Below are 18,433 nucleotides of genomic sequence, written 5' to 3'. Positions count from 1 at the left end.
AGGACAACCCCGCCATGCCCATCGGCAGTTCGGGAAAGACGAGCAGCGCCCCGGCCACCGCCCGCCCCGGGCCGACGACCGGCCCCGGCGGCGGGATCAGCACCTTCAAGGGCACCGAACGCGCGCTGCGGGCCGACCGCATCGGCACCCCCGGTCTGCTGCTGTCCGTACTGGCCGCCAGTGCACCCTTGATGGTCGTCGCGGGTGTCATGGCCACCACGTACCAGGTCATGGGGATCGTGGGGCAGCCGCTGCTGTTCGTCATCCTGGGTGTGGTGATGGCGCTGTTCAGCGTCGGCTACGCCGAGATGAGCCGGCACGTCCACAACGCCGGGGCGTTCTACGCGTATATCGCCCGCGGCCTGGGCGGCACCGTCGGCTCGGGTGCCTCCTTCGTGGCGCTCGCCTCCTACAGCACCCTCCAGTGCGGCATCTACGGCATGTTCGGCTTCGAGGTCTCCGCGCTGCTGGAGCGGCATCTGTCGGTGAGCGTCGCCTGGTGGATCCCCGGGCTGCTGGCCGTCGCCGTCACCGGAGTGCTCGGCGCCCTGAAGATCGACCTCAACGCCAAGGTCCTCGGCGTCCTCCTGTGCATCGAGGTCGCCATGATCGTCGTCTTCGACACCGCCTTCGCCGCCCAGCCGGGACCGCAGGGCCTGTCCCTGCACGCCTTCGACCCCACCACCCTCGGCGGCGCGGGCCTGGGCACCACCCTGTGCTTCGCCGTCACCGCCTTCGTCGGCTTCGAACAGGCCCCCGTCTACGCCGAGGAGACCAGCCGCCCGGGAACGGTCGTGGCCCGGGTGATGTTCCTGTGCGTCGGCATCGTCGCGGTCTTCTTCGCCCTCAGCTCCTGGCTCATCGGCGTCGCCACCGGCCCCGACCACGTCGTCGCCACCGCCGGCAAGTACGGCCCGAAGCTGATCTTCGCGCTCAGCGAGCCCCGCCTGGGCACCGTCTTCACCGACGTCCTGCATCTCTTCTTCGTCACCGGGATCTTCGCGTCGATGCTCAGCTTCCACAACGTCGTCGCCCGCTACGCCTTCGCGATGGGCCGCGAGGGCCTGCTGCCCGCCCCGCTCGGCCGCACCGCCAAGGCCAGCGGCGCCCCGGCCCTCGGCTCCCTCCTCCAGACCGTCATCGCCCTGATCGTCGTCACCGGCTTCGCCGTCACCGACGACCAGCCCGTGGGCGACCCCACCGCCCCCGTCATCCAGCTGTTCACCTGGGCCGGCAACGTCGGCGCGATCGGCGTGATCGCGCTGATGGCCACCGCCTCCGTCGCCGTCATCGTCTTCTTCGTACGCCGTGGAGCGGGCCGCGCCCAGGCCGGCCGGCTGGTCTGCGCGGGGCTCGCCGCCCTCGCCCTGCTGGTCGTCCTCGGCTACGGCGTCACCGACTTCGACGTGCTGGTCGACGCCGAGCAGGGCTCCGTACTGAGCTGGCTGCTGCCCTCCCTGATCGGGATCGCCGCCGCGGTCGGCCTCGTCCACGGCCGGGTGCTGCGCGCGCGGCGGCCCGAGGTGCACGCCCGGATCGGGCTGGGCAACGAGGCCTTCCAACTCGACAAGGCGGCCGGCGCACCGGCCCCGGGCGATGCCGCTGCCCCCACGCCGCACAAGGAGAACCGACGATGACCACCCCCCACGCGCGGGCCCCGCACCCGAGGACCCCGCACCCGCTCGACCCGCTGACCGCCGACGAGATAGCCACCGCCCGCGCCGTCCTGGAGGAGGCCGGCAAGGCGGGCGGGACCACCCGCTACCCTCTCGTCCTCCTCGACGAACCGGACCGGCACACCGTCACCGCCCACCACCCCGGCGCCCCCGTCACGCGCCGGCTGCGCGTCACCCTCCTCGAACCGGCCACCGGCACCAGCCACGAGGCCCTCGTCGACGTCACCGCCCGCACCCTGCTCGCCCACCGCGCGCTCGACCCGGAGACCGACGGCCAGCCGCCGATCCTCTTCGAGGAGCACGAGCGATGCGACCGGATCGTCAAGGCCGACCCGGGCTGGCGCAAGGCCATGGCCGAACGCGGCATCACCGACACCGACCTGGTCGTCTGCGCCCCGCTCGCGGCCGGCAACTTCGCCGCCGAGGAAGAACGCGGCCGCCGGATGCTGCGCTCGCTGACCTTCCTGCGCTGCACCACCACCGACAACCCCTTCGCGCACCCGGTCGGCGGCCTCGTCGCCGACGTCGACCTCACCGAGGGCCGGGTCATCCGCCTCACCGACACCGGCGCGGTCCCCGTACCGGCCGAATGCGGCCGCTACGAGGCCGAGTTCACGGGCCCGCCCCGCACGGACCTCCGGCCGCTGGAGATCACCCAGCCGCAGGGCCCCTCCTTCCACCTCGACGGACCCGTCCTGACCTGGCAGAACTGGCAGCTGCGGGTGGACTTCAACGCCCGCGAGGGCCTGGTCCTGCACCAGCTCGCCCACCGCGACGGCGACCGCCTGCGCCCCGTACTGCACCGCGCCTCGCTCGCCGAAATGGCCGTCCCCTACGCCGATCCCGACGCCTCCCGCAACTGGGTCTGCTACCTCGACGTCGGCGAATACACCCTCGGCCGCAACGCCAACGCGCTCCGCCTGGGCTGCGACTGCCTCGGCGAGATCCGCTACCTCGACGCCGTCGTCGCCGACGACCACTGCGCCCCGCAGACGCTGCCCAACGCCATCTGCATCCACGAGGAGGACCACGGCCTCCTGTGGAAACACAGCAACATGTTCGACGACTTCGCCGCCGAGAGCCGCCGCTCCCGCCGTCTGGTCATCTCCTTCATCGCGACCCTCGGCAACTACGACTACGGCTTCTACTGGTACCTCTACCAGGACGGCACCATCGAGTTCGAGGCCAAGTCCACCGGACTGGTGCAGACCACCGCGACCGTGCCCGGCGAGCGCACCGCCTACGCCACCGAGGTCGCCCCCGGCCTCCAGGCACCCTTCCACCAGCACCTGTTCTGCGCCCGGCTGGACCCGGCGGTGGACGGCCACGCCAACACCGTCGAGGAGATCGACGTCGTACCGCTCCCGACGGGCCCCGACAACCCGCACGGCAACGCCTTCACCACCCGCGCCACCCCCCTCGCCGACTCGGCCGACGCGGGCCGGCTCGCCGACACGGCCGCCGGCCGCCGCTGGCGGATCACCAACCCCGCCGCCTACAACCGCATGGGCCACACCGTCGCCTACACCCTCACCCCGCAGCCCGGCCCCACCCTCCTGGCCCGCCCCGGCTCCTCCGTCGCCCGCCGCGTCGGCTACGCCACCCGCCACCTCTGGGTCACCCGCGCCCGCCCCGAACGCCGCTTCCCCGACGGCGACTACCCCAACCAGCACCCCGGCGGCGCCGGCGTCCTGGAGTGGTCCCGGCCCGGCGAATCCCTCCTCAAAACCGAACTCACCCTCTGGCACACCTTCGGCCCCACCCACCTCCCGCGCCTGGAGGACTGGCCGGTCATGCCCGTCGACCGCTGCGGCTTCACCCTCCGCCCCACCGGCTTCTTCGACCGCAACCCCGCCCTCGACCTGCCGCGGGAGAGCGGCGGCCACTGCCACGCCGCTCCCTGACGGGCCGGGCGTCCGGGTGTGACGAAAGTCTGACGCCGGGCCCCGGACACTGGCACCGGCCGCCGCACGGTGCTCGAATCAAGGAGTGACCAAGGACGCAACCGACCCCCCAGCGGCGGACCACGGCGGCCCCGACGGGCGCGGAACCCCCGTCGGCCGCCGCCTGGTGCTCGGCATGCTCGCCGCCGGCGCCGCCGGCATCGCCGCCGGCCCCGTCCTCCAGCGCGCCTACGACAACACCATCGGCAGCGCCGCCCAGAACGACCCCACCGGCATCTCCGGACTGCTCCCCGCAGGCGGCGGCTTCCGCTACTACTCGGTGACCGGCTCCGTACCGCACAAGGACGAGCGCACCTACCGCCTCACCGTCGACGGCCTGGTCCGCCACCCCGCCGACTACCGCCTCGCCGACCTGCGCCGGCTCCCGCAGACCCGGATCGTCCACGACGTCCAGTGCGTCACCGGCTGGCGGGTCCCGGGCACCCCCTTCGAGGGCGTACGCCTGGCCACCCTCCTCGACGCCGCCGGCGTCAGCCCCCGGGCCAGGGCCGTCCGCTTCACCTCCTTCGACGGCGCCTACAGCGAATCGCTCACCCTCGCCCAAGCCCGCCGCAAGGACGTCCTGGTGGCCCTCCGTATGCAGGACAAACCGCTCGGCCACGACCACGGCGGGCCGGCCCGCCTCTACGTCGCCCCCATGTACTTCTACAAGTCGGCGAAATGGCTCTCCGGCATCACCGTCACCGACCGCGTGGAACCAGGCTTCTGGGAAGAGCGCGGCTACGACGTCGACGCCTGGGTCGGCCGATCGAACGGACGCGACGATGCCCCGACCAGCTGACCTCGACCGGCCGCACACCGAGGACGCCGCCGGCCCGTCCCGCATCCGCCGCTTCACCCCCGCCGAACACTGGGTGCACCGCGCCACCGCCACCCTGCTGACCGTCTGCATCCTCACCGCGGCCTGCCTCTACCTGCCCTTCCTCGCCGAACTCGTCGGCCGCCGCGCCCTGCTGGTCACCGTCCACGAATGGTCCGGCATCCTCCTGCCCGTCCCCCTCCTCCTCGGCCTCGCCTCCCGCGCGCTGCGCGCCGACCTCACCCGCCTCAACCGCTACGGCCCCCACGACCGCCGCTGGCTCCACTCCGCCCTGCGCCGCCGCCGCACCGGCCGCCCCGCCGGCAAGTTCAACGCAGGCCAGAAGCTCTACGCCGCCTGGATCGCCGGCGCCGTGCTGGTGATGATGGGCACCGGCCTGCTGATGTGGTTCACCCACCTCGCGCCGGTGCTCTGGCGCACCGGCGCCACCTTCGTCCACGACTGGCTCGCCCTCGCCGTGATCGTCGTCGTCGCCGGTCACGTCTGGATGGCATTCGGCGACCCGGAGGCGCGGCGGGGGATGCGCACGGGCTCGGTCGATGCGCAGTGGGCCCGCCGGGAGCATCCGCTGTGGGTGCACGACGGGCGCAAGCGCCCCGCAGCGGCGCCGCGCAGCCACGACCGCCCGTGAGGAGGTCCCTGTCCGACGCCGCCAGTGACCCGGCGTCGGGCAGGGCGTTCGTGGTGAGTTCCTGACGCCCACTCATTCCAGAGAATCCTCTGCAGAGAAGTCTCTGCAACCCTACGCTGGCACCCATGACCCGTGACGTCCCGGAAGCCAACGGCCCTGCCCCGCAAGGGAACCGCCCGCCCGCCGCCACACCACCCCCCACCCGCCGCATGGACGCCCGCAGCCTGCGCGGCCTCGCACACCCCCTGCGGATGCGCATCCTGGAACTCCTCAGACTCGACGGCCCGGACACCGCCACCGGACTGGCCCGCCGCCTCGGCGAGAACACCGGCACCGTGAGCTGGCACCTGCGCCACCTCGCCGACCACGGCTTCATCGAGGAGGACACCGCCCGCGGCACCAGACGCGAACGCTGGTGGCGGGCGGCCCGGGTCTCCCACGATCTGCGCACCACCGAATTCCGCGACGACCCGGACACCCGCGGCGCCCTCTCCGTCTACGTCCACGAGATCGTCCAGCAGCACTTCAACCGCGTCATCGGCTATCTCACCGAGGACTGGGACCCCGCCTGGCGCGACGCCGGAACCCTCACCCAGGTACACGACCTCCGGCTGTCATCCGATCAACTCGCCGCACTGAACGAGGAGTTGCTCGGCGTCATCGACCGTCACCGCGAGGCGACGCAGGCCTCCCCGCAGGACCCGGCCGCGCGGCCCGTCATCGTCCAGCTCCAGTCCTTCCCCCGCAGGGAACGGCGCGAGGGGTGAGCGGCCTGCTGCGCCGCCACCGCGATTTCCGGCTCCTGTGGTGCGGCGAGACCGCAGGCAGGTTCGGCGCGGAGGTCACCAACGTGGCCATGCCGCTGATCGCCGTCTCCACCCTGCACGCCGGCACCTTCGCCGTCGGCCTGCTCGGCGCCTGCGGCTGGCTGCCCTGGCTGCTGATCGGCCTCCCCGTCGGAGTGTGGGTGGACCGGGTGCGCCGCCGCCCCCTGATGCTGGCCGCCGCCGCGCTGTCCCCGGCGCTGTTCGCCGCCGTACCGGTCCTCGCCCGCTACGGCCGGCTCACCCTCGGCGTGCTGATCGCCGTCGCCCTGCTCACCGGCGCCGCCGCGGTCCTCTTCCAGACCGCCTACAGCGCCTACCTCCCCACCCTCCTGGACCCGGCCGACCGGCCCGAGGGCAACGCCAAACTGCACGGCAGCGCCTCCGCGGCAGGCATCGCCGGACGGGGCGCGGGCGGCCTCCTCGTCCAACTGGCCGACGCCGCCAACGGGTTGCTCGCCAACGCCGCCACCTATCTGGTCGCTCTGGTCTGTCTGCTCGGCATCCGCCACCGCGAGCCGCGCCCCGGCACCCGGGGCCGCCCGTCCCGGTCGCTGACCGCCGAGGTCGCCGAGGGGCTGCGCTGGGTCGCCCGGGACCGCTGGCTGCGCACGCTGACGCTCTTCGGCGCCGCCTCCAACCTCGCCCTCATGGGATATCAGTCGATGACGGCCGTCTTCCTGGTGCGCGAGGTCGGCCTGTCCCCGGGCGCCGTCGGCGCACTCCTGGCCCTGGCCGGTACGGGCGGCGTGGCCGGCGCCTTCACGGTCCGGCGGATCGCCGACCGCCTCGGCACCGCCCGCGCCACGCTCCTGTTCGAACTGGGCCTGTCCACCGCGGCGCTGCTCATCCCGCTGACCGCCCCCGGCGCCGGAACCCTGCTCTACGTCGCGGGCGCCGGCTGCGTCTCGGCGGGCGTGGTCGGCGGCAACATCCTCAAGGCCGGCTTCCAGCAGCGCTACTGCCCGCCGGAGCTGCTCGGCCGGCTGACCGCGAGCACCGCATTCCTCAACTACGGCACCCTGCCGCTCGGCGCGCTGCTGGGCGGCACGCTCGGCGCCGCGCTGGGCCTGCGTACCGCACTGTGGATCACGACGGCCGGGGTCCCGCTCGCCGCGCTGATCCTGCTCTTCTCGCCGGTCCGGACCGTCCGCGATCTGCCGCTCGGGCGCGGAGAGGCGGTGCGGGCCACCGGGCCGGAGGGCCGGGACGGCGCGGCGGCGCTGCCGGGGCACTGAGGGGCCGCCGGCCGGCCGCTCCCGTCACGCCGGCCGCCCCTCTGTCGGCCGCCCCGCCTGCGGCTCCGCGGCCGGCAGCGTCACCTCGAACCGGCACCCCGCCCCCGCGTTACGCACCGTCGCCCGCCCCTCGTGCGCCTCCACGATGCCCCGTACGATCGCCAGCCCCAGCCCGGCCCCGCTCCCGCCGATGGGGGAACCTCCCGCGCAGGAGCGGGGCGTACGGGCCGGGGCGCCCCGCCAGCCCGTGTCGAAGACGCGCGCCAGGTCCTCCGGCGGAATGCCCCCGCAGCCGTCCTCGACCGCCAGCACCACCCGCCCCTCCTCCTGCCGCGCGCTGACCGCGACCGTGCCGTCCGTCGGCGTCGCCCGGATCGCGTTGACCAGCAGATTCCCCAGTACGCGGGTGATCTGCTGGGCGTCCACCCGGACCGGCAGCGACACCACCCCGCCGTCCACCAGCCGCACCCCGCTCGCCCGTGCCAGCGGCCGCGCCCCCGCCAGCGCGTCGTCCACCAGGTCGTACACCGACACCCGCGACAGCGTCAGCGTCAGCGCCCCGGCCTGGATACGGGAGAGTTCGAAGAGATCGTCGACCATCGCCGTCAGCCGGTCCGCCTCGACCCGCATCCGGGAGTGATAGCGCCCGGCGTCCTCGGCGACGCCGTCCTCCAGCGCCTCGGCCATCGCCCGCAGCCCGGCGAGCGGCGTCCGCAGATCGTGCGAGATCCCGGCGATCAGCTCCCGGCGCGCGGCATCCATCGCCCGCTCCCGCTCCCGGGCCGCCGCCAGCCGCCCGCTGGTCTCCTCCAACGCCCTCGACAGCGCGGCGAGTTCGGCGGTGGGCGGTTCGGCGGGCGCCACGAAGCCGCCCTCGCTGCCCACCGTACGGGCGGACCGTGCCAGCTCCCGGCTGCCCGCCGCGATCCGCCGCCCGAACAGCAGCGCGGCGGCCAGCGACACCACCCCGGAGACGCCGACCACGGCCATCACCACGCCCAGGTCGTGCCCCGACAGGAACATCGCCTGCGCGACGGCCACCGTGCCCGCCGCCATCGCGGCGACCGCCAGCGCCGCCACGGCGAACAGCGACAGCGCCACGGAGCGCCGCCGCAGGGCCCGTACGGCGGGCGCGGCCAGCAGCCCGACGAGCGCCGCACCGAGTGCCGCCAGCGCGACGATGACCAGAAAGTCCGTCATGGCCGAAGCTCGCCCCCCGCCGGGTCGAAGCGGTAGCCCGCACCCCACACCGTCGTCACCAGCCGCGGCGCCGCCGGATCGTCCTCGATCTTCTCGCGCAGCCGGCGCACATGCACGGTCACCGTCGACAGGTCGCCGAACTCCCAGCCCCACACCCGGTGCAGCAGCTCCTCCCGGGAGAAGACCTGTCCCGGGTTCCGCAGCAGGAAGACCAGCAGGTCGAACTCGCGGGCGGTGAGGGAGAGTTCGCGCCCCGCGCGGTCGGCGCGGCGGGCACCGGGGTCGGCGGTGAGGTCCCCGGCCCGCAGGGCGGGGGAGTGGCCGCCGGCCGGCGGAGCGGACTCCGCCCGCCGCAGCACGGAGCCGATCCGCAGCACCAGTTCACGCGGGCTGAACGGCTTGGTGACGTAGTCGTCAGCGCCCAGTTCGAGCCCGAGGATACGGTCCGCCTCCTCGCCCCGCGCCGTCAGCATCACCACCGGGACGGCCGGCCCGTCGGCCGTCCGGCGCAGCCGCCGGCACACCTCCAGGCCGTCGATGCCCGGCAGCATCAGATCGAGGACGACCAGGTGCGGGCGGAAGGCCGCGGCCCGGTCGAGGGCGGCGAACCCGTCGGCGGCGTGCTCGGTGGCGTACCCCGCGCGCGAGAGATAGCCGGTGACGACCTCGGCGACCGTCGGATCGTCCTCGACGATCAGGACGCGCCGCGGCGGCCCGTGCGGCGGGACCTGCGCGGGCGGCGGAGTCGCGGGGGGCATCATGGGACCAGCCAACACCACCGGACGCCATGACGCGCGGACGCCCGCGGCCCCGTAAGACTCCGGTAACCGGCCCGCACCCCCGCGCATGCCCCTAGGCCCCCGGCCCCGGGCCCCCTAGCCCTCCAGCCCCTCCCGTACCCGCCGCGACACCGTGATCGCGTACAGGTCGAGAATCCCCGGCGGTTCGGCGATCCCGGGGCCCCCGGCCCGTATCCAGGCGGCGATGTCCGCCAGCGCGTCGTCGTCGTTGACCAGCCCCAGCCACACGGGCCGCCCGCCCGCGGCCCGGCCCGCCGCCGACGGCTGGACCACGACCACGTTCGCCTGGTCACACACGTCCAGACACTCCGAGGCGCGCACCGGCGCCGCTCCCGCGAGCGCCGCGCGCAGCCGCGGTATCTGCCCGCCGTGGTCGACCCCCGGAATCTTGGCCGGATCGCCGCAGCAGCAGCCGCGGCAGACGGTGACACGACAGGGAGCCTCGCCGGCCGCCCGGCCGGAACGCTTGGTGATCATCCGGCCCATGCTACGTGCCATACCCCGCACGCCCGCTGGACAGGATGGCGCCATGACGAATATCGCTTCCGTGCGCCCCCACGCACCCGGCCCGGCCGGCCGGCCCCTCCTCGGCTCGATGCTCGACCTGCGCCGCGACTCCCTGGGGACCTTCCTCCAGGCCCGGCGCGAACACGGCGAAGTGGTCCGCCTCCAGGCCGGCCCGCCCGGCCTGCGCAGCGTGTTCCACGCGGTCTTCGCGCCGCAGGGCGTCCAGCAGGTCCTCGCCTCCGAGGCCGCCAATTTCCGCAAGGACCACCCGCTCTACGAGGAGGTCCGCCAGTCCTTCGGCAACGGCCTGCTCACCAGCCAGGACTCCGACTACCTCCGTCAGCGGCGGCTGGTGCAGCCGCTGTTCACCAAGCGCCGGGTCGACGGCTATGCCACGGCCGTGACCTCCGAGGCCGACGCCGTCGCCGCACGCTGGCGCACCGCGGACGGCGGCGTCGTCGACCTGGTGCGGGAGATGAACCGGCTGGCCCTGTGCACGGTTTCCCGGATCCTGTTCGGCACGGACGCGGAGGCGGCGGTGGACGCCATCGACCGCTGCGCACCGGTCATCAACGCCTATGTCGTCGGCCGCGCCTACGTCCCCGTGAAGCTTCCCCGCGAGTGGCCCACCCCCGGGAACCGGCGGGCCCGGGCGGCCACCGATGAGCTGAACGCGCTGTGCGACCGCATCATCGCCGAGCGGCGCGCGGCGGCCGGGGCGCCGGCGGAAGCGGGTGACGACCTGCTCTCCCTGCTCACTCAGGCCGCCAACGACGCGGACGGTTCCCTCGACGCGACCGAGATCCGCGAACAGGTCCTGATCTTCCTGCTGGCCGGGCACGAGACCACGGCGACCTCGCTGGCCTTCACCCTGCATCTCCTCGCCCGCCACCCGGAGGAGCAGCGCAGGGTCCGGGAGGAGGCCGACCGTGTGCTGGGAGACCGGGCCGCCACCGCCGCCGACCTGGACCGGCTACCGCATCTGACGCAGGCCCTCAAGGAGTCCATGCGGCTGTATCCGGCGGCGCCGGTCATCAGCCGCCGCGCCGTCGAGGCCACCGAGATCGGCGGGTTCGCGATCCCGGCGGGCGCCGATGTGGTCGTTGCGCCCTGGGTCACGCACCGCGACCCCGGGCTTTGGGAGGACCCCGAGCGCTTCGATCCGCGCCGATTCACCCCCGAGCGCGAGGCGGCCCGCCACCGCTACGCATGGTTCCCGTTCGGCGGCGGCCCGCGCGCCTGCATCGGTCAGCACTTCTCGATGCTGGAGTCGGTACTGGCGCTGGCGACGCTGCTGCGCTCGTACGAACTGGAGGCGGTGGACCAGGAGGTGCCGGTCGCCGCCGGCATCACCCTCCAGGCGACCGGGCCGGCCCGGGTACGGCTGCACCCCCGCACCAGCTAAACGCAACGAAAATAGCGTTTGCATTTCGAAGGCGGTGCGCGTACGGTCAATACCGGTCCAGCGCGCGCCGCCAAGGCGCCCCCCGCCCGACAGGAGTAGGCCGTTGCTCGTCTGAGGTCCCACGACACCGCGCCCGCGCATGATGCGTGCACCCCGAGCCCGTTCAGGGCCATGAGGGAGCGCCTCGCGCGGCCCGTCCGTGACCTCGGCGTACCGCTCGGCGTACCCCGGCGCACCTCGACGATTTCCCGCGGTGTCTCCCTGCGCAGTCCTCCCTTCCCTGAGCGCACCAGGAGACCTTTATGTCAAAGTCCCCCGCATCACCCGCCTCCGCGGCCTCCGTCGCCTGTACCGGCCTCGGCTTCACCTGGCCCGACGGCACCTCCGTCCTCGACGGCTTCCAGCTCGCCGTAGGCCCCGGCCGCACGGGCCTCATCGGCCTCAACGGATCGGGAAAATCAACCCTGTTGAAGCTGATCGCGGGCGAACTGACCCCGACCGCCGGCCGCGTCAGGGTCGCCGGCGACGTCGGCCACCTCCCGCAGCACGCCCCGCTCGACACCCACCTCCGGGTCGACCAGGCGCTCGGCATCGCCGCCACCCGCGCCGCCCTGCACGCCATCGAGAACGGCGACGCGAGCGAGGAACACTTCACCGCCATCGGCGACGACTGGGACGTCGAGGAGCGCGCCCGCGCCACCCTCGACCAGCTCGGCCTCGCAGCCCTCGACCTCGACCGCACCATCGGCGAGGTCTCCGGCGGCGAAGCCGTCCTGCTCCGGCTGGCCGCGCTCCTCCTGCGCCGGCCCGACGTCCTGCTCCTGGACGAGCCCACCAACAACCTCGACCGCGCCGCCCGCAGGCGGCTCCACGACGCGGTCGCCGGCTGGTCCGGCGTCCTCCTCGTCGTCAGCCACGACCGCGAACTCCTCGAACACGTCGACCGCATCGCCGACCTCCGCGACGGAGAAGTCCACTGGTACGGCGGCAACTTCACCGCATACGAACAGGCACTGGCCGTCGAGCAGGAGGCGGCCGAGCGGATGGTGCGGGTCGCCGAGGCCGACGTCCAGCGGCAAAAACGCGAACTGTCCGACGCCCACGTCAAGCTGGCCCGCCGGGTCCGCTACGGCAACAAAATGAGCGCCAACAAGCGTGAGCCCAAGATCATCATGAACGAGCGGAAAAGGGAGGCCCAGGTATCCGCCGGCAAACACCGCATCATGCACACCGAACGCCTCAAGGAAGCCAGGGAACGCCTGGACGAAGCCGCCGAAGCCGTCCGGGACGATGACGAAATCCGCATCGACCTGCCGCACACCGCGGTACCGCCCGGCCGCGAGGTCCTGACCCTGAACGACCTCACCGCACGCCATGGCGCCCACGCCCACCTCGACGTCCGCGGCCCCGAACGCATCGCCCTCACCGGCCGCAACGGATCCGGGAAAACCACCCTGCTCCGCACCCTCGCGGGCGAGCTCCCGCCCGAGTCCGGCACCGCGCACGTCCACGTCCCCTACCGCTTCCTCCCCCAACGCCTGGAGGTCCTCGACAACGACCTGACCATCGTCGAGAACGTCGCCCGCTTCGCCCCGGACGCCGGCAACAACCGCATCCGCGCCCGGCTCGCCCGCTTCCTGTTCAAGGGCGCCCGCGCCGACCAGCAGGCCGGCACCCTCTCCGGCGGCGAACGCTTCCGCGCCTCCCTCGCCGCCCTGATGCTCGCCGAACCGGCCCCGCAACTCCTGCTGCTCGACGAGCCGACGAACAACCTCGACATGGCCTCGGTACGCCGCCTCGTCACGGCCCTGGACTCCTACGAGGGCGCCCTCGTGGTCGTCAGCCATGACCTGAGGTTCCTGCGCGAACTGGGGATCACCCGCTGGCTGGCCCTGGAGGACGGCGAACTGACCGACTCCGGCCCGCTGTAACGGGCGCCGCCCGGCGCACCTCGGCGAACCACTCCCGCCCGAGCAGCACCCCGAAAACGGGGACCGGCAGGCGAAGCAGCCCCCGCATGACCGGGGCGAGCCGGCCGGTCCCCGCCACCTGCGACCGGTGGGCGGCGAGCGCCGCCCGCTTGTGCCGGGCGAAGCGCCGGACGTCGACCGTATGCGTGATCGCCGCCCGGGGACTGAAGGCGGCACGAACCACATCCTCGTCGTGCCGCACCGGAATCCGCAGCAGCCGCACCAGCCGCATCAGCCGGGTGACGACATCCCGCGGCACCGTGGTCTCCAGCAGCCGGGGCACCCCGGCCAGTTCGGCGGCCCGCCGGCCGACCCGGTGCACCTGGAGGTGATCCCGGTGGCCGTACCCGCCACTGGCGTCGTAACTCACCAGCACGTCCACGTCCTCCGCGCGGAGAACGGCCGCCAGCCGCCCGGCGGCCTCCTCCGTGCCGGCCCGCACGAACCGCGCCCGGTCCGGCGGGTCCGGATAGAGCACCGGGCCGTGCCCGCTGTCCGCGTACCCGAGGTGGACGACCCGGGCCACGCCCAGCAGCCGTGCGCTCGCCCGCAGTTCGCCCATGCGCGGTGCCTCCGCGGCGCCCTCCGGGACGGGGCCCATCAGGCCGTCGGTGGCGACCACGATCACCACCCGGTGGCCTTCGGCGGCGGCGCGGGCCAGCGTGCCACCGGTCAGGAGCACTTCGTCATCGGGATGCGCATGAAACGCCAACAGGGTCGCCATGCGGGCAAGGTAGTTCAGAAGTGCCGCAGCAACTCGTCGAACGCCGCCAGCCGCAGCACCTTGTCATCGGCCGGATCCAGCTCGCCGTGCTCCAGCACCCAGGTGTTGTCGTTCGGAATGAACACGGCATTCAGCCCGGCCGACCGCGCGGGCAGGATGTCCGACTTCGGGGAATTCCCGATCATCCATGTCGCGTCCGGCACCAGCGCATACGCGCGCACCAGCTCCTCGTACGTGGCGACATCCTTCTCCGCCACGATGTGCACGCCCTTGAAGTGCTGCGTCAGCCCCGACGCCAGCACCTTCCGCTCCTGCTCCGCCCGCTCCCCCTTGGTCAGCAGCAGCAGCTCGTGCCGCCCCGCCAACTGCGCCAGCGTCTCGGCCACCCCCGGAATCAGCTCCACCCGGTCCCCGGCAAAGGCCGCCGCCCACCCCGAAATCCGCGTCGACTCCTCGGCCGTCGCCGCCCGCCCCCGCAGCCGCGCCAGGCACTCCCCGAGGCTGTGCAGAAACACCTTGCTGCCGTAGCCGTGCGTCAGCGCGTTCGCCGCCTCGATCTCGTCGAGCACGGCCCGCACCCCGTCCCGGTCGAGCTCGGGACGCGCCATCCACCCCAAGAACTCGTCGATGACCCGCTCAAAGATCACGTTGTTCTCCCACAACGTGTCATCCGCATCAAAGATCAGCACCCGCGGTCCCCTCTCCCACCTCGGCCCTTGCGCCTCGGCGACCCGGGCAGCCTAGACACGCCCGGCCCCGGCCCGCACCGGAAATTCAGCGCCGGACAGCGGTGCCCTCCCACGACGCCAGCCGCAGCCCGCTCTCGAACCGGCGCACCCGCCCGTCCACCGGATCCGTGAACTCCAGCCGCCTCGCCAGGAGTTGCAACGGCGCACCGAAATCCCCCGGATCCGGCTCGCGGCACCCGCCCCGGCCGGCCGAACACTCCGAGCCGCCCTCCGAACCTTCCTCCGAGCCGCCCTCCGAACCTTCCGCGCCGGCCGAATGGACCGAACACCCGGGATAGACCGGATCGTTGAGGATCGGCAGCCCGAGGCCGTTCATATGCACCCGCAGCTGATGGGTACGCCCCGTGGCGGGCAGCAGCCGGTACCGCCCGAGCCCCCCACGCCGCCCGACCAGCTCGATCCGGCTCTCCGCATTGGCCTCGCCCGGCACCTCCCGGGCGGCCAGCACCCCGCGCTCCTTCACGATCCGGCTGCGCACCGTCACCGGCAGCGCCACCCCCGCGTCGTACGCCGCCACCGCCTCGTACTCCTTGCGCACCCGCCGCCCGGCGAACAGCCCCTGATACGCGCCCCGGTCCTCGGGCCGTACGACGAACAGCGCCAGCCCCGCCGTCAGCCGGTCGAGCCGGTGCGCGGGCTGCAGCGCGGGCAGCCCCAGCTCACGCCGCAGCCGGGCCTGCGCGGTCTCGGTGATATGCCGCCCCCGCGGCATCGTGGCGAGAAAGTGCGGCTTGTCGACGACGACGATCCGCTCGTCGCGATGGACCACCGCCACCTCGAACGGCACCGCGAGCTCCGCCGCGAAATCCCGGTGAAACCACACATACCGCCCGGCCCGGTACGGCTCACCGCCGCTCAGCACGCCCTCCACGCCGACGAAGCGCCCCTCGCCCAGCATCTCCTCCACCCGCGCGGCCCCGATGGCGCCCGCGAACCGGCCGACGAGATGATCGCGCACCGTGCCCCACGCCCCCTCGGGGTCGGCCGGCAACCGGACCCGCACGGGGTCGATGCCGTGACGCTGGGGGAGCGGGGCGGGCGGAACGGGCGATCTGCGTCTCACGGAGCCAAGGGAACCCCAGCCCGCCCGCCGTTCTCAAATCGCACCCGCGGGCGGAGCGCCCGCGCGGCGGGTCAGCCGGCGGCCGGCACGACGTTGGTGGCATCCACCGCGGGCCGCAGGGCGCGGGCGAGCCGGACGCCGTCACCGACGGCCCAGAAGTGGGTGAAGAACAGGTGCGGCTTGTCCGTCAGCCCGTGGTTGTGCAGCTCGACGAGCGCGGCCCCGGCCCCCCGCAGGGCCACCAGCACGTCCTTGACCTCCTTGGCGATCATGGCGCAGTCGCCGCTGACCGCGGCCCGCCCGCCACCCAGCGCCTGGAAATTGAACGCGCTGGTCGACCCGAGCCCCGGCGGGAGCACCAGATGGCCGTCGGTGATGGTCTCGCGCCGCACGAAGATGCACTTGTAGATCCCGTCGTCGTCGACGGAACCCTTGACTCCCAGCGCGGCATCGATGCCGCGGGTGTCCAGATCGACGGGCTGCTCCGGCATGGACGGCAGGGCGGGCGGGGTGCCGGTGCGGTCGAACGCCGCGCGCAGCCCACGGGCGAGGGCCACCGGGTGGTGGCTGTGCGCATGGACGTGGACCCACCAGATGTCCGGGGTCTGGGACAGCAGGTGCTTGTGGATCGCGGTCTGCTCGATCCGGTGCTCGTGCAGGACGTCGATGAAGTCCTGCAGTTCCTCCTCGGTGACCACCACGTCGCCCATCAGCAGCGTGCTGCCGTCGGCGTAGCGGACGAAGGACACATGCGAACCCAGGGCGAGCGCCGGTTTGACGACGACGCCGCGGGAGACCACCAGGAGGTCCCGGCGCGGGAGCCCCGTGTGGTACATGACCTTTCGCTTCATATCGCCGGTGCGGCCCAGCGCCCTGGCCACGCCCCGCCAGTCCGAAAGGGCGGTGTGCACCGGCTTGACCAGCCCGCTGCTGTCCGCCCCGGCCGCCCCGAAGGGCAGGGCGCGCGCGGGGGCCGCCGCTCCAAGCAGCATCGGAGCCAGGGCCGCCGCGGCCAGCACGCGCCGCCGCGGCGTACCCGCTTCCGAAGGGATCTCCTGCTGTCGGTCTCCAGCCATCACGTGAGCACCTCCATGACGAGATGGAAGCATGGCGGACCGGCACAACCGTCAACCTCGCCACCGCTTGCGGCCAGGTGGCCTAAGTACTCGTCGCCACGGGTGAGCCGACCGGGCGCGAGGCGGTCATCGGCCCGCGCGCACCGCCCGTCCGAAGACGCCGAGACCCCCCGGGGCGCCCCACCGGGGAACGAGCGGTCACCCCACCCGGACCCGCCAGGGGCTCACGTGGCCTCCTGGGCGGAGAGCTCGGCGTCCGGTTGCGGGGCGTGGCCGGGCGGCACCGGCCGGGCGGTACGGCGGGTGAGGGCCCGTCGCAGGACCTTGGCGAGGACGGAGGGGCGGAAGAGAAGGGAGGGCGGCGCCGTCATATTGGCCACGCGCGCGAAACGGGTCCAGACCGACGGGTCGTGGATGGCGAGGGCGAAGACCTGCTGGTTGTACCAGTGGGCGGCGCGCGCCGAGACGGACCGGTGGGCGGGGTCCCACATCAGGTCCGAGGTGGTCGACAGGGTCCACGGGACCTTGATGACGCGGGCCGCGGCACGATGGTAGGCCCGGCTCAGCCCGTCGAGGCCCGCTCCGCCGGCCCGGCGGCGCCGCAGCAGTCCGGCGAGGACGTCGGCTTCGAGAGCGGCGACGGTGAGCCCCTGCCCGTAGACGGGGTTGAACACACAGAGCGAATCGCCGACGGAGAGCAGACGCTCGGGCCACCGCTTGCTCTTGTGGTGCAGGCGCCACTGGCTGCCGGGGTTGGTGTAGTGATGGACCTCCCCCTGCCGGCTCTGCCCGGAGATCTGCTCGGCCAGGTGAGGGTTGTCCAGCCCGCGCGCGTAGTCCAGGAACCCCTCGTCGTCGGTGGGCGGCAGGTGCTCGAAGCCGAGCAGCGAGCACATCCAGCGCTTGTTCTCCACGGCGAGCAGGACGCCCCCGCGGTCGATGACCGGGGCGAACGTCATCTGATAGGCGATGTCGAAGTCCCGCTCGTCCTTCTCGGACCGGTCGAAGAGCATGGACGTGTAGGTGAGCTTCGCCTTCACGGCGGCCTTGGCGGGCACGGGCAGCCGGGCCGCGGTGAGCCACTTGTCGATGGCGGTGGACCGTCCCGAGGCATCGACGACCAGGTCCGCCGTGACCTCGGTGGGCCGCTCATCGCCCTCGGTGCGGTAGCGCACCCGGTCCATGTGGCTGGGACGGCTCATCGTCACGCCTTCACAGCGGGTGGCGGCCAGCAGCGTCACGGCGGGCAGGTCGAGCACCTTCTGCCGCAGCCGCCGCTCGAGCTCGTCCCGGGTGAACGTCTGGACGCGGACGCCGGTGGTGACGCGCGGGGCGAGTCCCGTGGGCAGCAGGAAGCTGATCCGCTCCCCGTAGTCGAAGACGGGAGCCCCGAGGCCCGCCAGCTCCGCCCGCAGGCCGGGGAAGAGCTTCTCCAGGGTTTCCCCGCCCTTGGCCAGCATCGCGTGGGCGTGGTAGCCCTGCGGCGCATGGGGGTGGACACCGGTGTCCCGCTCCACCGGATCCCATTCGAGGACGAGCACTTCGGCGAAGTGGTCGGCCAGCACGCGGGCGGTCACGAGGCCGGCGTACCCGCCGCCGATGACGACGGCCTTCCCCCAACGAGGGCTCGACAGGCGGGCGTTCATCTCTGAGGTCATGCTCTCCCTGTTCCTTCGGGGCCCCTGGTGCCCCGGTGACGGCTCGGCCCCCGCACCGCCTACTTCACCGTTCAGGACGACGGCGCTCAAGGCCGAGGAGGGAGCGCACGGGGGCGTACCGGGGGGAT

The 18,433-nt window shown here is 73.3% G+C and carries 16 protein-coding genes; 8 read left to right on the top strand and 8 right to left on the bottom strand.

Going from position 1 to position 18,433, the window contains the following annotated elements; all coding sequences use genetic code 11:
• Positions 1-14 precede the first annotated feature (14 nt).
• From ACIRPT_RS28465 to ACIRPT_RS28440, 6 genes are all read left to right on the top strand, one after another.
• On the top strand, positions 15-1,637 hold the full coding sequence (locus ACIRPT_RS28465; RefSeq protein WP_403832130.1) for an APC family permease: 1,623 nt from the start codon (positions 15-17) through the stop codon (positions 1,635-1,637).
• Positions 1,634-3,580, top strand: a complete 1,947-nt coding sequence (locus ACIRPT_RS28460; protein ID WP_403832128.1) for a primary-amine oxidase — start codon at positions 1,634-1,636, stop codon at positions 3,578-3,580. The genes ACIRPT_RS28465 and ACIRPT_RS28460 overlap by 4 nt, the downstream gene beginning before the upstream one ends.
• An 85-nt stretch (positions 3,581-3,665) precedes the next feature.
• Positions 3,666-4,421 (top strand): molybdopterin-dependent oxidoreductase, encoded by a 756-nt coding sequence (locus ACIRPT_RS28455; RefSeq protein ID WP_403832125.1) that lies wholly within the window; start codon positions 3,666-3,668, stop codon positions 4,419-4,421.
• A complete protein-coding gene (locus tag ACIRPT_RS28450; protein WP_403832122.1) occupies positions 4,405-5,091 on the top strand; it encodes a cytochrome b/b6 domain-containing protein in 687 nt (228 codons plus the stop codon). Before ACIRPT_RS28455 ends, ACIRPT_RS28450 begins: the two co-directional genes overlap by 17 nt.
• A gap of 209 nt (positions 5,092-5,300) precedes the next feature.
• Positions 5,301-5,858 carry a helix-turn-helix domain-containing protein gene (locus tag ACIRPT_RS28445; protein WP_403832419.1) on the top strand — a complete coding sequence of 186 codons (558 nt, stop codon included), beginning with the start codon at positions 5,301-5,303 and terminating at the stop codon, positions 5,856-5,858.
• Positions 5,855-7,153: an MFS transporter gene (locus tag ACIRPT_RS28440; protein ID WP_403832120.1), complete on the top strand. Its 1,299-nt coding sequence runs from the start codon at positions 5,855-5,857 to the stop codon at positions 7,151-7,153. The genes ACIRPT_RS28445 and ACIRPT_RS28440 overlap by 4 nt, the downstream gene beginning before the upstream one ends.
• Before the next feature lie 24 nt (positions 7,154-7,177).
• On the opposite strand, the gene ACIRPT_RS28435 is transcribed toward ACIRPT_RS28440, so the two are convergent.
• The 3 genes from ACIRPT_RS28435 to ACIRPT_RS28425 all read right to left on the bottom strand — a co-directional run bounded on the left by ACIRPT_RS28435 (position 7,178) and on the right by ACIRPT_RS28425 (position 9,630).
• The gene (locus ACIRPT_RS28435) at positions 7,178-8,353 is read right to left on the bottom strand and encodes a sensor histidine kinase (protein WP_403832118.1); all 1,176 of its coding nucleotides are present in this window, start codon (positions 8,351-8,353) and stop codon (positions 7,178-7,180) included.
• A complete protein-coding gene (locus ACIRPT_RS28430; protein WP_403832116.1) occupies positions 8,350-9,114 on the bottom strand; it encodes a response regulator transcription factor in 765 nt (254 codons plus the stop codon). The genes ACIRPT_RS28435 and ACIRPT_RS28430 overlap by 4 nt, the downstream gene beginning before the upstream one ends.
• Positions 9,115-9,228: 114 nt before the next feature.
• Positions 9,229-9,630: a (2Fe-2S) ferredoxin domain-containing protein gene (locus ACIRPT_RS28425; protein ID WP_403504214.1), complete on the bottom strand. Its 402-nt coding sequence runs from the start codon at positions 9,628-9,630 to the stop codon at positions 9,229-9,231.
• Positions 9,631-9,682: 52 nt separating this feature from the next.
• On the opposite strand from ACIRPT_RS28425, the gene ACIRPT_RS28420 reads away from it, so the two are divergent.
• A complete protein-coding gene (locus ACIRPT_RS28420) occupies positions 9,683-11,065 on the top strand; it encodes a cytochrome P450 (RefSeq protein ID WP_403832114.1) in 1,383 nt (460 codons plus the stop codon).
• Positions 11,066-11,367: 302 nt separating this feature from the next.
• A complete protein-coding gene (locus ACIRPT_RS28415; protein WP_403832112.1) occupies positions 11,368-12,996 on the top strand; it encodes an ABC-F family ATP-binding cassette domain-containing protein in 1,629 nt (542 codons plus the stop codon).
• Here the strand turns inward: ACIRPT_RS28415 and ACIRPT_RS28410 are convergent.
• The 5 genes from ACIRPT_RS28410 to ACIRPT_RS28390 form a co-directional block, all read right to left on the bottom strand.
• Positions 12,941-13,759, bottom strand: coding sequence for a PIG-L deacetylase family protein (locus tag ACIRPT_RS28410; RefSeq protein WP_403832109.1), 819 nt, complete (start codon positions 13,757-13,759; stop codon positions 12,941-12,943). The two genes, ACIRPT_RS28415 and ACIRPT_RS28410, sit on opposite strands and share 56 nt — an antisense overlap.
• Positions 13,760-13,773: 14 nt before the next feature.
• On the bottom strand, positions 13,774-14,448 hold the full coding sequence (locus ACIRPT_RS28405) for an HAD family hydrolase (RefSeq protein ID WP_403832106.1): 675 nt from the start codon (positions 14,446-14,448) through the stop codon (positions 13,774-13,776).
• Between the two features lie 85 nt (positions 14,449-14,533).
• Positions 14,534-15,571 (bottom strand): pseudouridine synthase, encoded by a 1,038-nt coding sequence (locus tag ACIRPT_RS28400; RefSeq protein ID WP_403832104.1) that lies wholly within the window; start codon positions 15,569-15,571, stop codon positions 14,534-14,536.
• Between the two features lie 71 nt (positions 15,572-15,642).
• Positions 15,643-16,647 (bottom strand): DUF1259 domain-containing protein, encoded by a 1,005-nt coding sequence (locus ACIRPT_RS28395; RefSeq protein ID WP_403832102.1) that lies wholly within the window; start codon positions 16,645-16,647, stop codon positions 15,643-15,645.
• 224 nt (positions 16,648-16,871) lie between these two features.
• Positions 16,872-18,305: an FAD-dependent oxidoreductase gene (locus ACIRPT_RS28390; protein WP_403832099.1), complete on the bottom strand. Its 1,434-nt coding sequence runs from the start codon at positions 18,303-18,305 to the stop codon at positions 16,872-16,874.
• Positions 18,306-18,433: the final 128 nt, after the last annotated feature.

This window comes from Streptomyces sp. NPDC101227, from assembly GCF_044767545.1.
In the GTDB taxonomy this organism is placed as follows: domain Bacteria; phylum Actinomycetota; class Actinomycetes; order Streptomycetales; family Streptomycetaceae; genus Streptomyces.
Note: the sequence above shows the minus strand (reverse complement) of the source record. Positions and strands in the feature narration are given on the sequence as shown.

What these genes read in the sequence shown, in the direction of transcription:
- ACIRPT_RS28465 (WP_403832130.1), top strand. Translation starts at nt 15, where the DNA reads ATGCCCATCGGCAGTTCGGGAAAGACGAGCAGCGCCCCGGCCACCGCC.
- ACIRPT_RS28410 (WP_403832109.1), bottom strand. Translation starts at nt 13,759, where the DNA reads ATGGCGACCCTGTTGGCGTTTCATGCGCATCCCGATGACGAAGTGCTC.
- ACIRPT_RS28435 (WP_403832118.1), bottom strand. Translation starts at nt 8,353, where the DNA reads ATGACGGACTTTCTGGTCATCGTCGCGCTGGCGGCACTCGGTGCGGCG.
- ACIRPT_RS28395 (WP_403832102.1), bottom strand. Translation starts at nt 16,647, where the DNA reads ATGGCTGGAGACCGACAGCAGGAGATCCCTTCGGAAGCGGGTACGCCG.
- ACIRPT_RS28415 (WP_403832112.1), top strand. Translation starts at nt 11,368, where the DNA reads ATGTCAAAGTCCCCCGCATCACCCGCCTCCGCGGCCTCCGTCGCCTGT.
- ACIRPT_RS28460 (WP_403832128.1), top strand. Translation starts at nt 1,634, where the DNA reads ATGACCACCCCCCACGCGCGGGCCCCGCACCCGAGGACCCCGCACCCG.
- ACIRPT_RS28390 (WP_403832099.1), bottom strand. Translation starts at nt 18,305, where the DNA reads ATGACCTCAGAGATGAACGCCCGCCTGTCGAGCCCTCGTTGGGGGAAG.
- ACIRPT_RS28450 (WP_403832122.1), top strand. Translation starts at nt 4,405, where the DNA reads ATGCCCCGACCAGCTGACCTCGACCGGCCGCACACCGAGGACGCCGCC.
- ACIRPT_RS28430 (WP_403832116.1), bottom strand. Translation starts at nt 9,114, where the DNA reads ATGATGCCCCCCGCGACTCCGCCGCCCGCGCAGGTCCCGCCGCACGGG.
- ACIRPT_RS28425 (WP_403504214.1), bottom strand. Translation starts at nt 9,630, where the DNA reads ATGATCACCAAGCGTTCCGGCCGGGCGGCCGGCGAGGCTCCCTGTCGT.
- ACIRPT_RS28445 (WP_403832419.1), top strand. Translation starts at nt 5,301, where the DNA reads ATGGACGCCCGCAGCCTGCGCGGCCTCGCACACCCCCTGCGGATGCGC.
- ACIRPT_RS28420 (WP_403832114.1), top strand. Translation starts at nt 9,683, where the DNA reads ATGACGAATATCGCTTCCGTGCGCCCCCACGCACCCGGCCCGGCCGGC.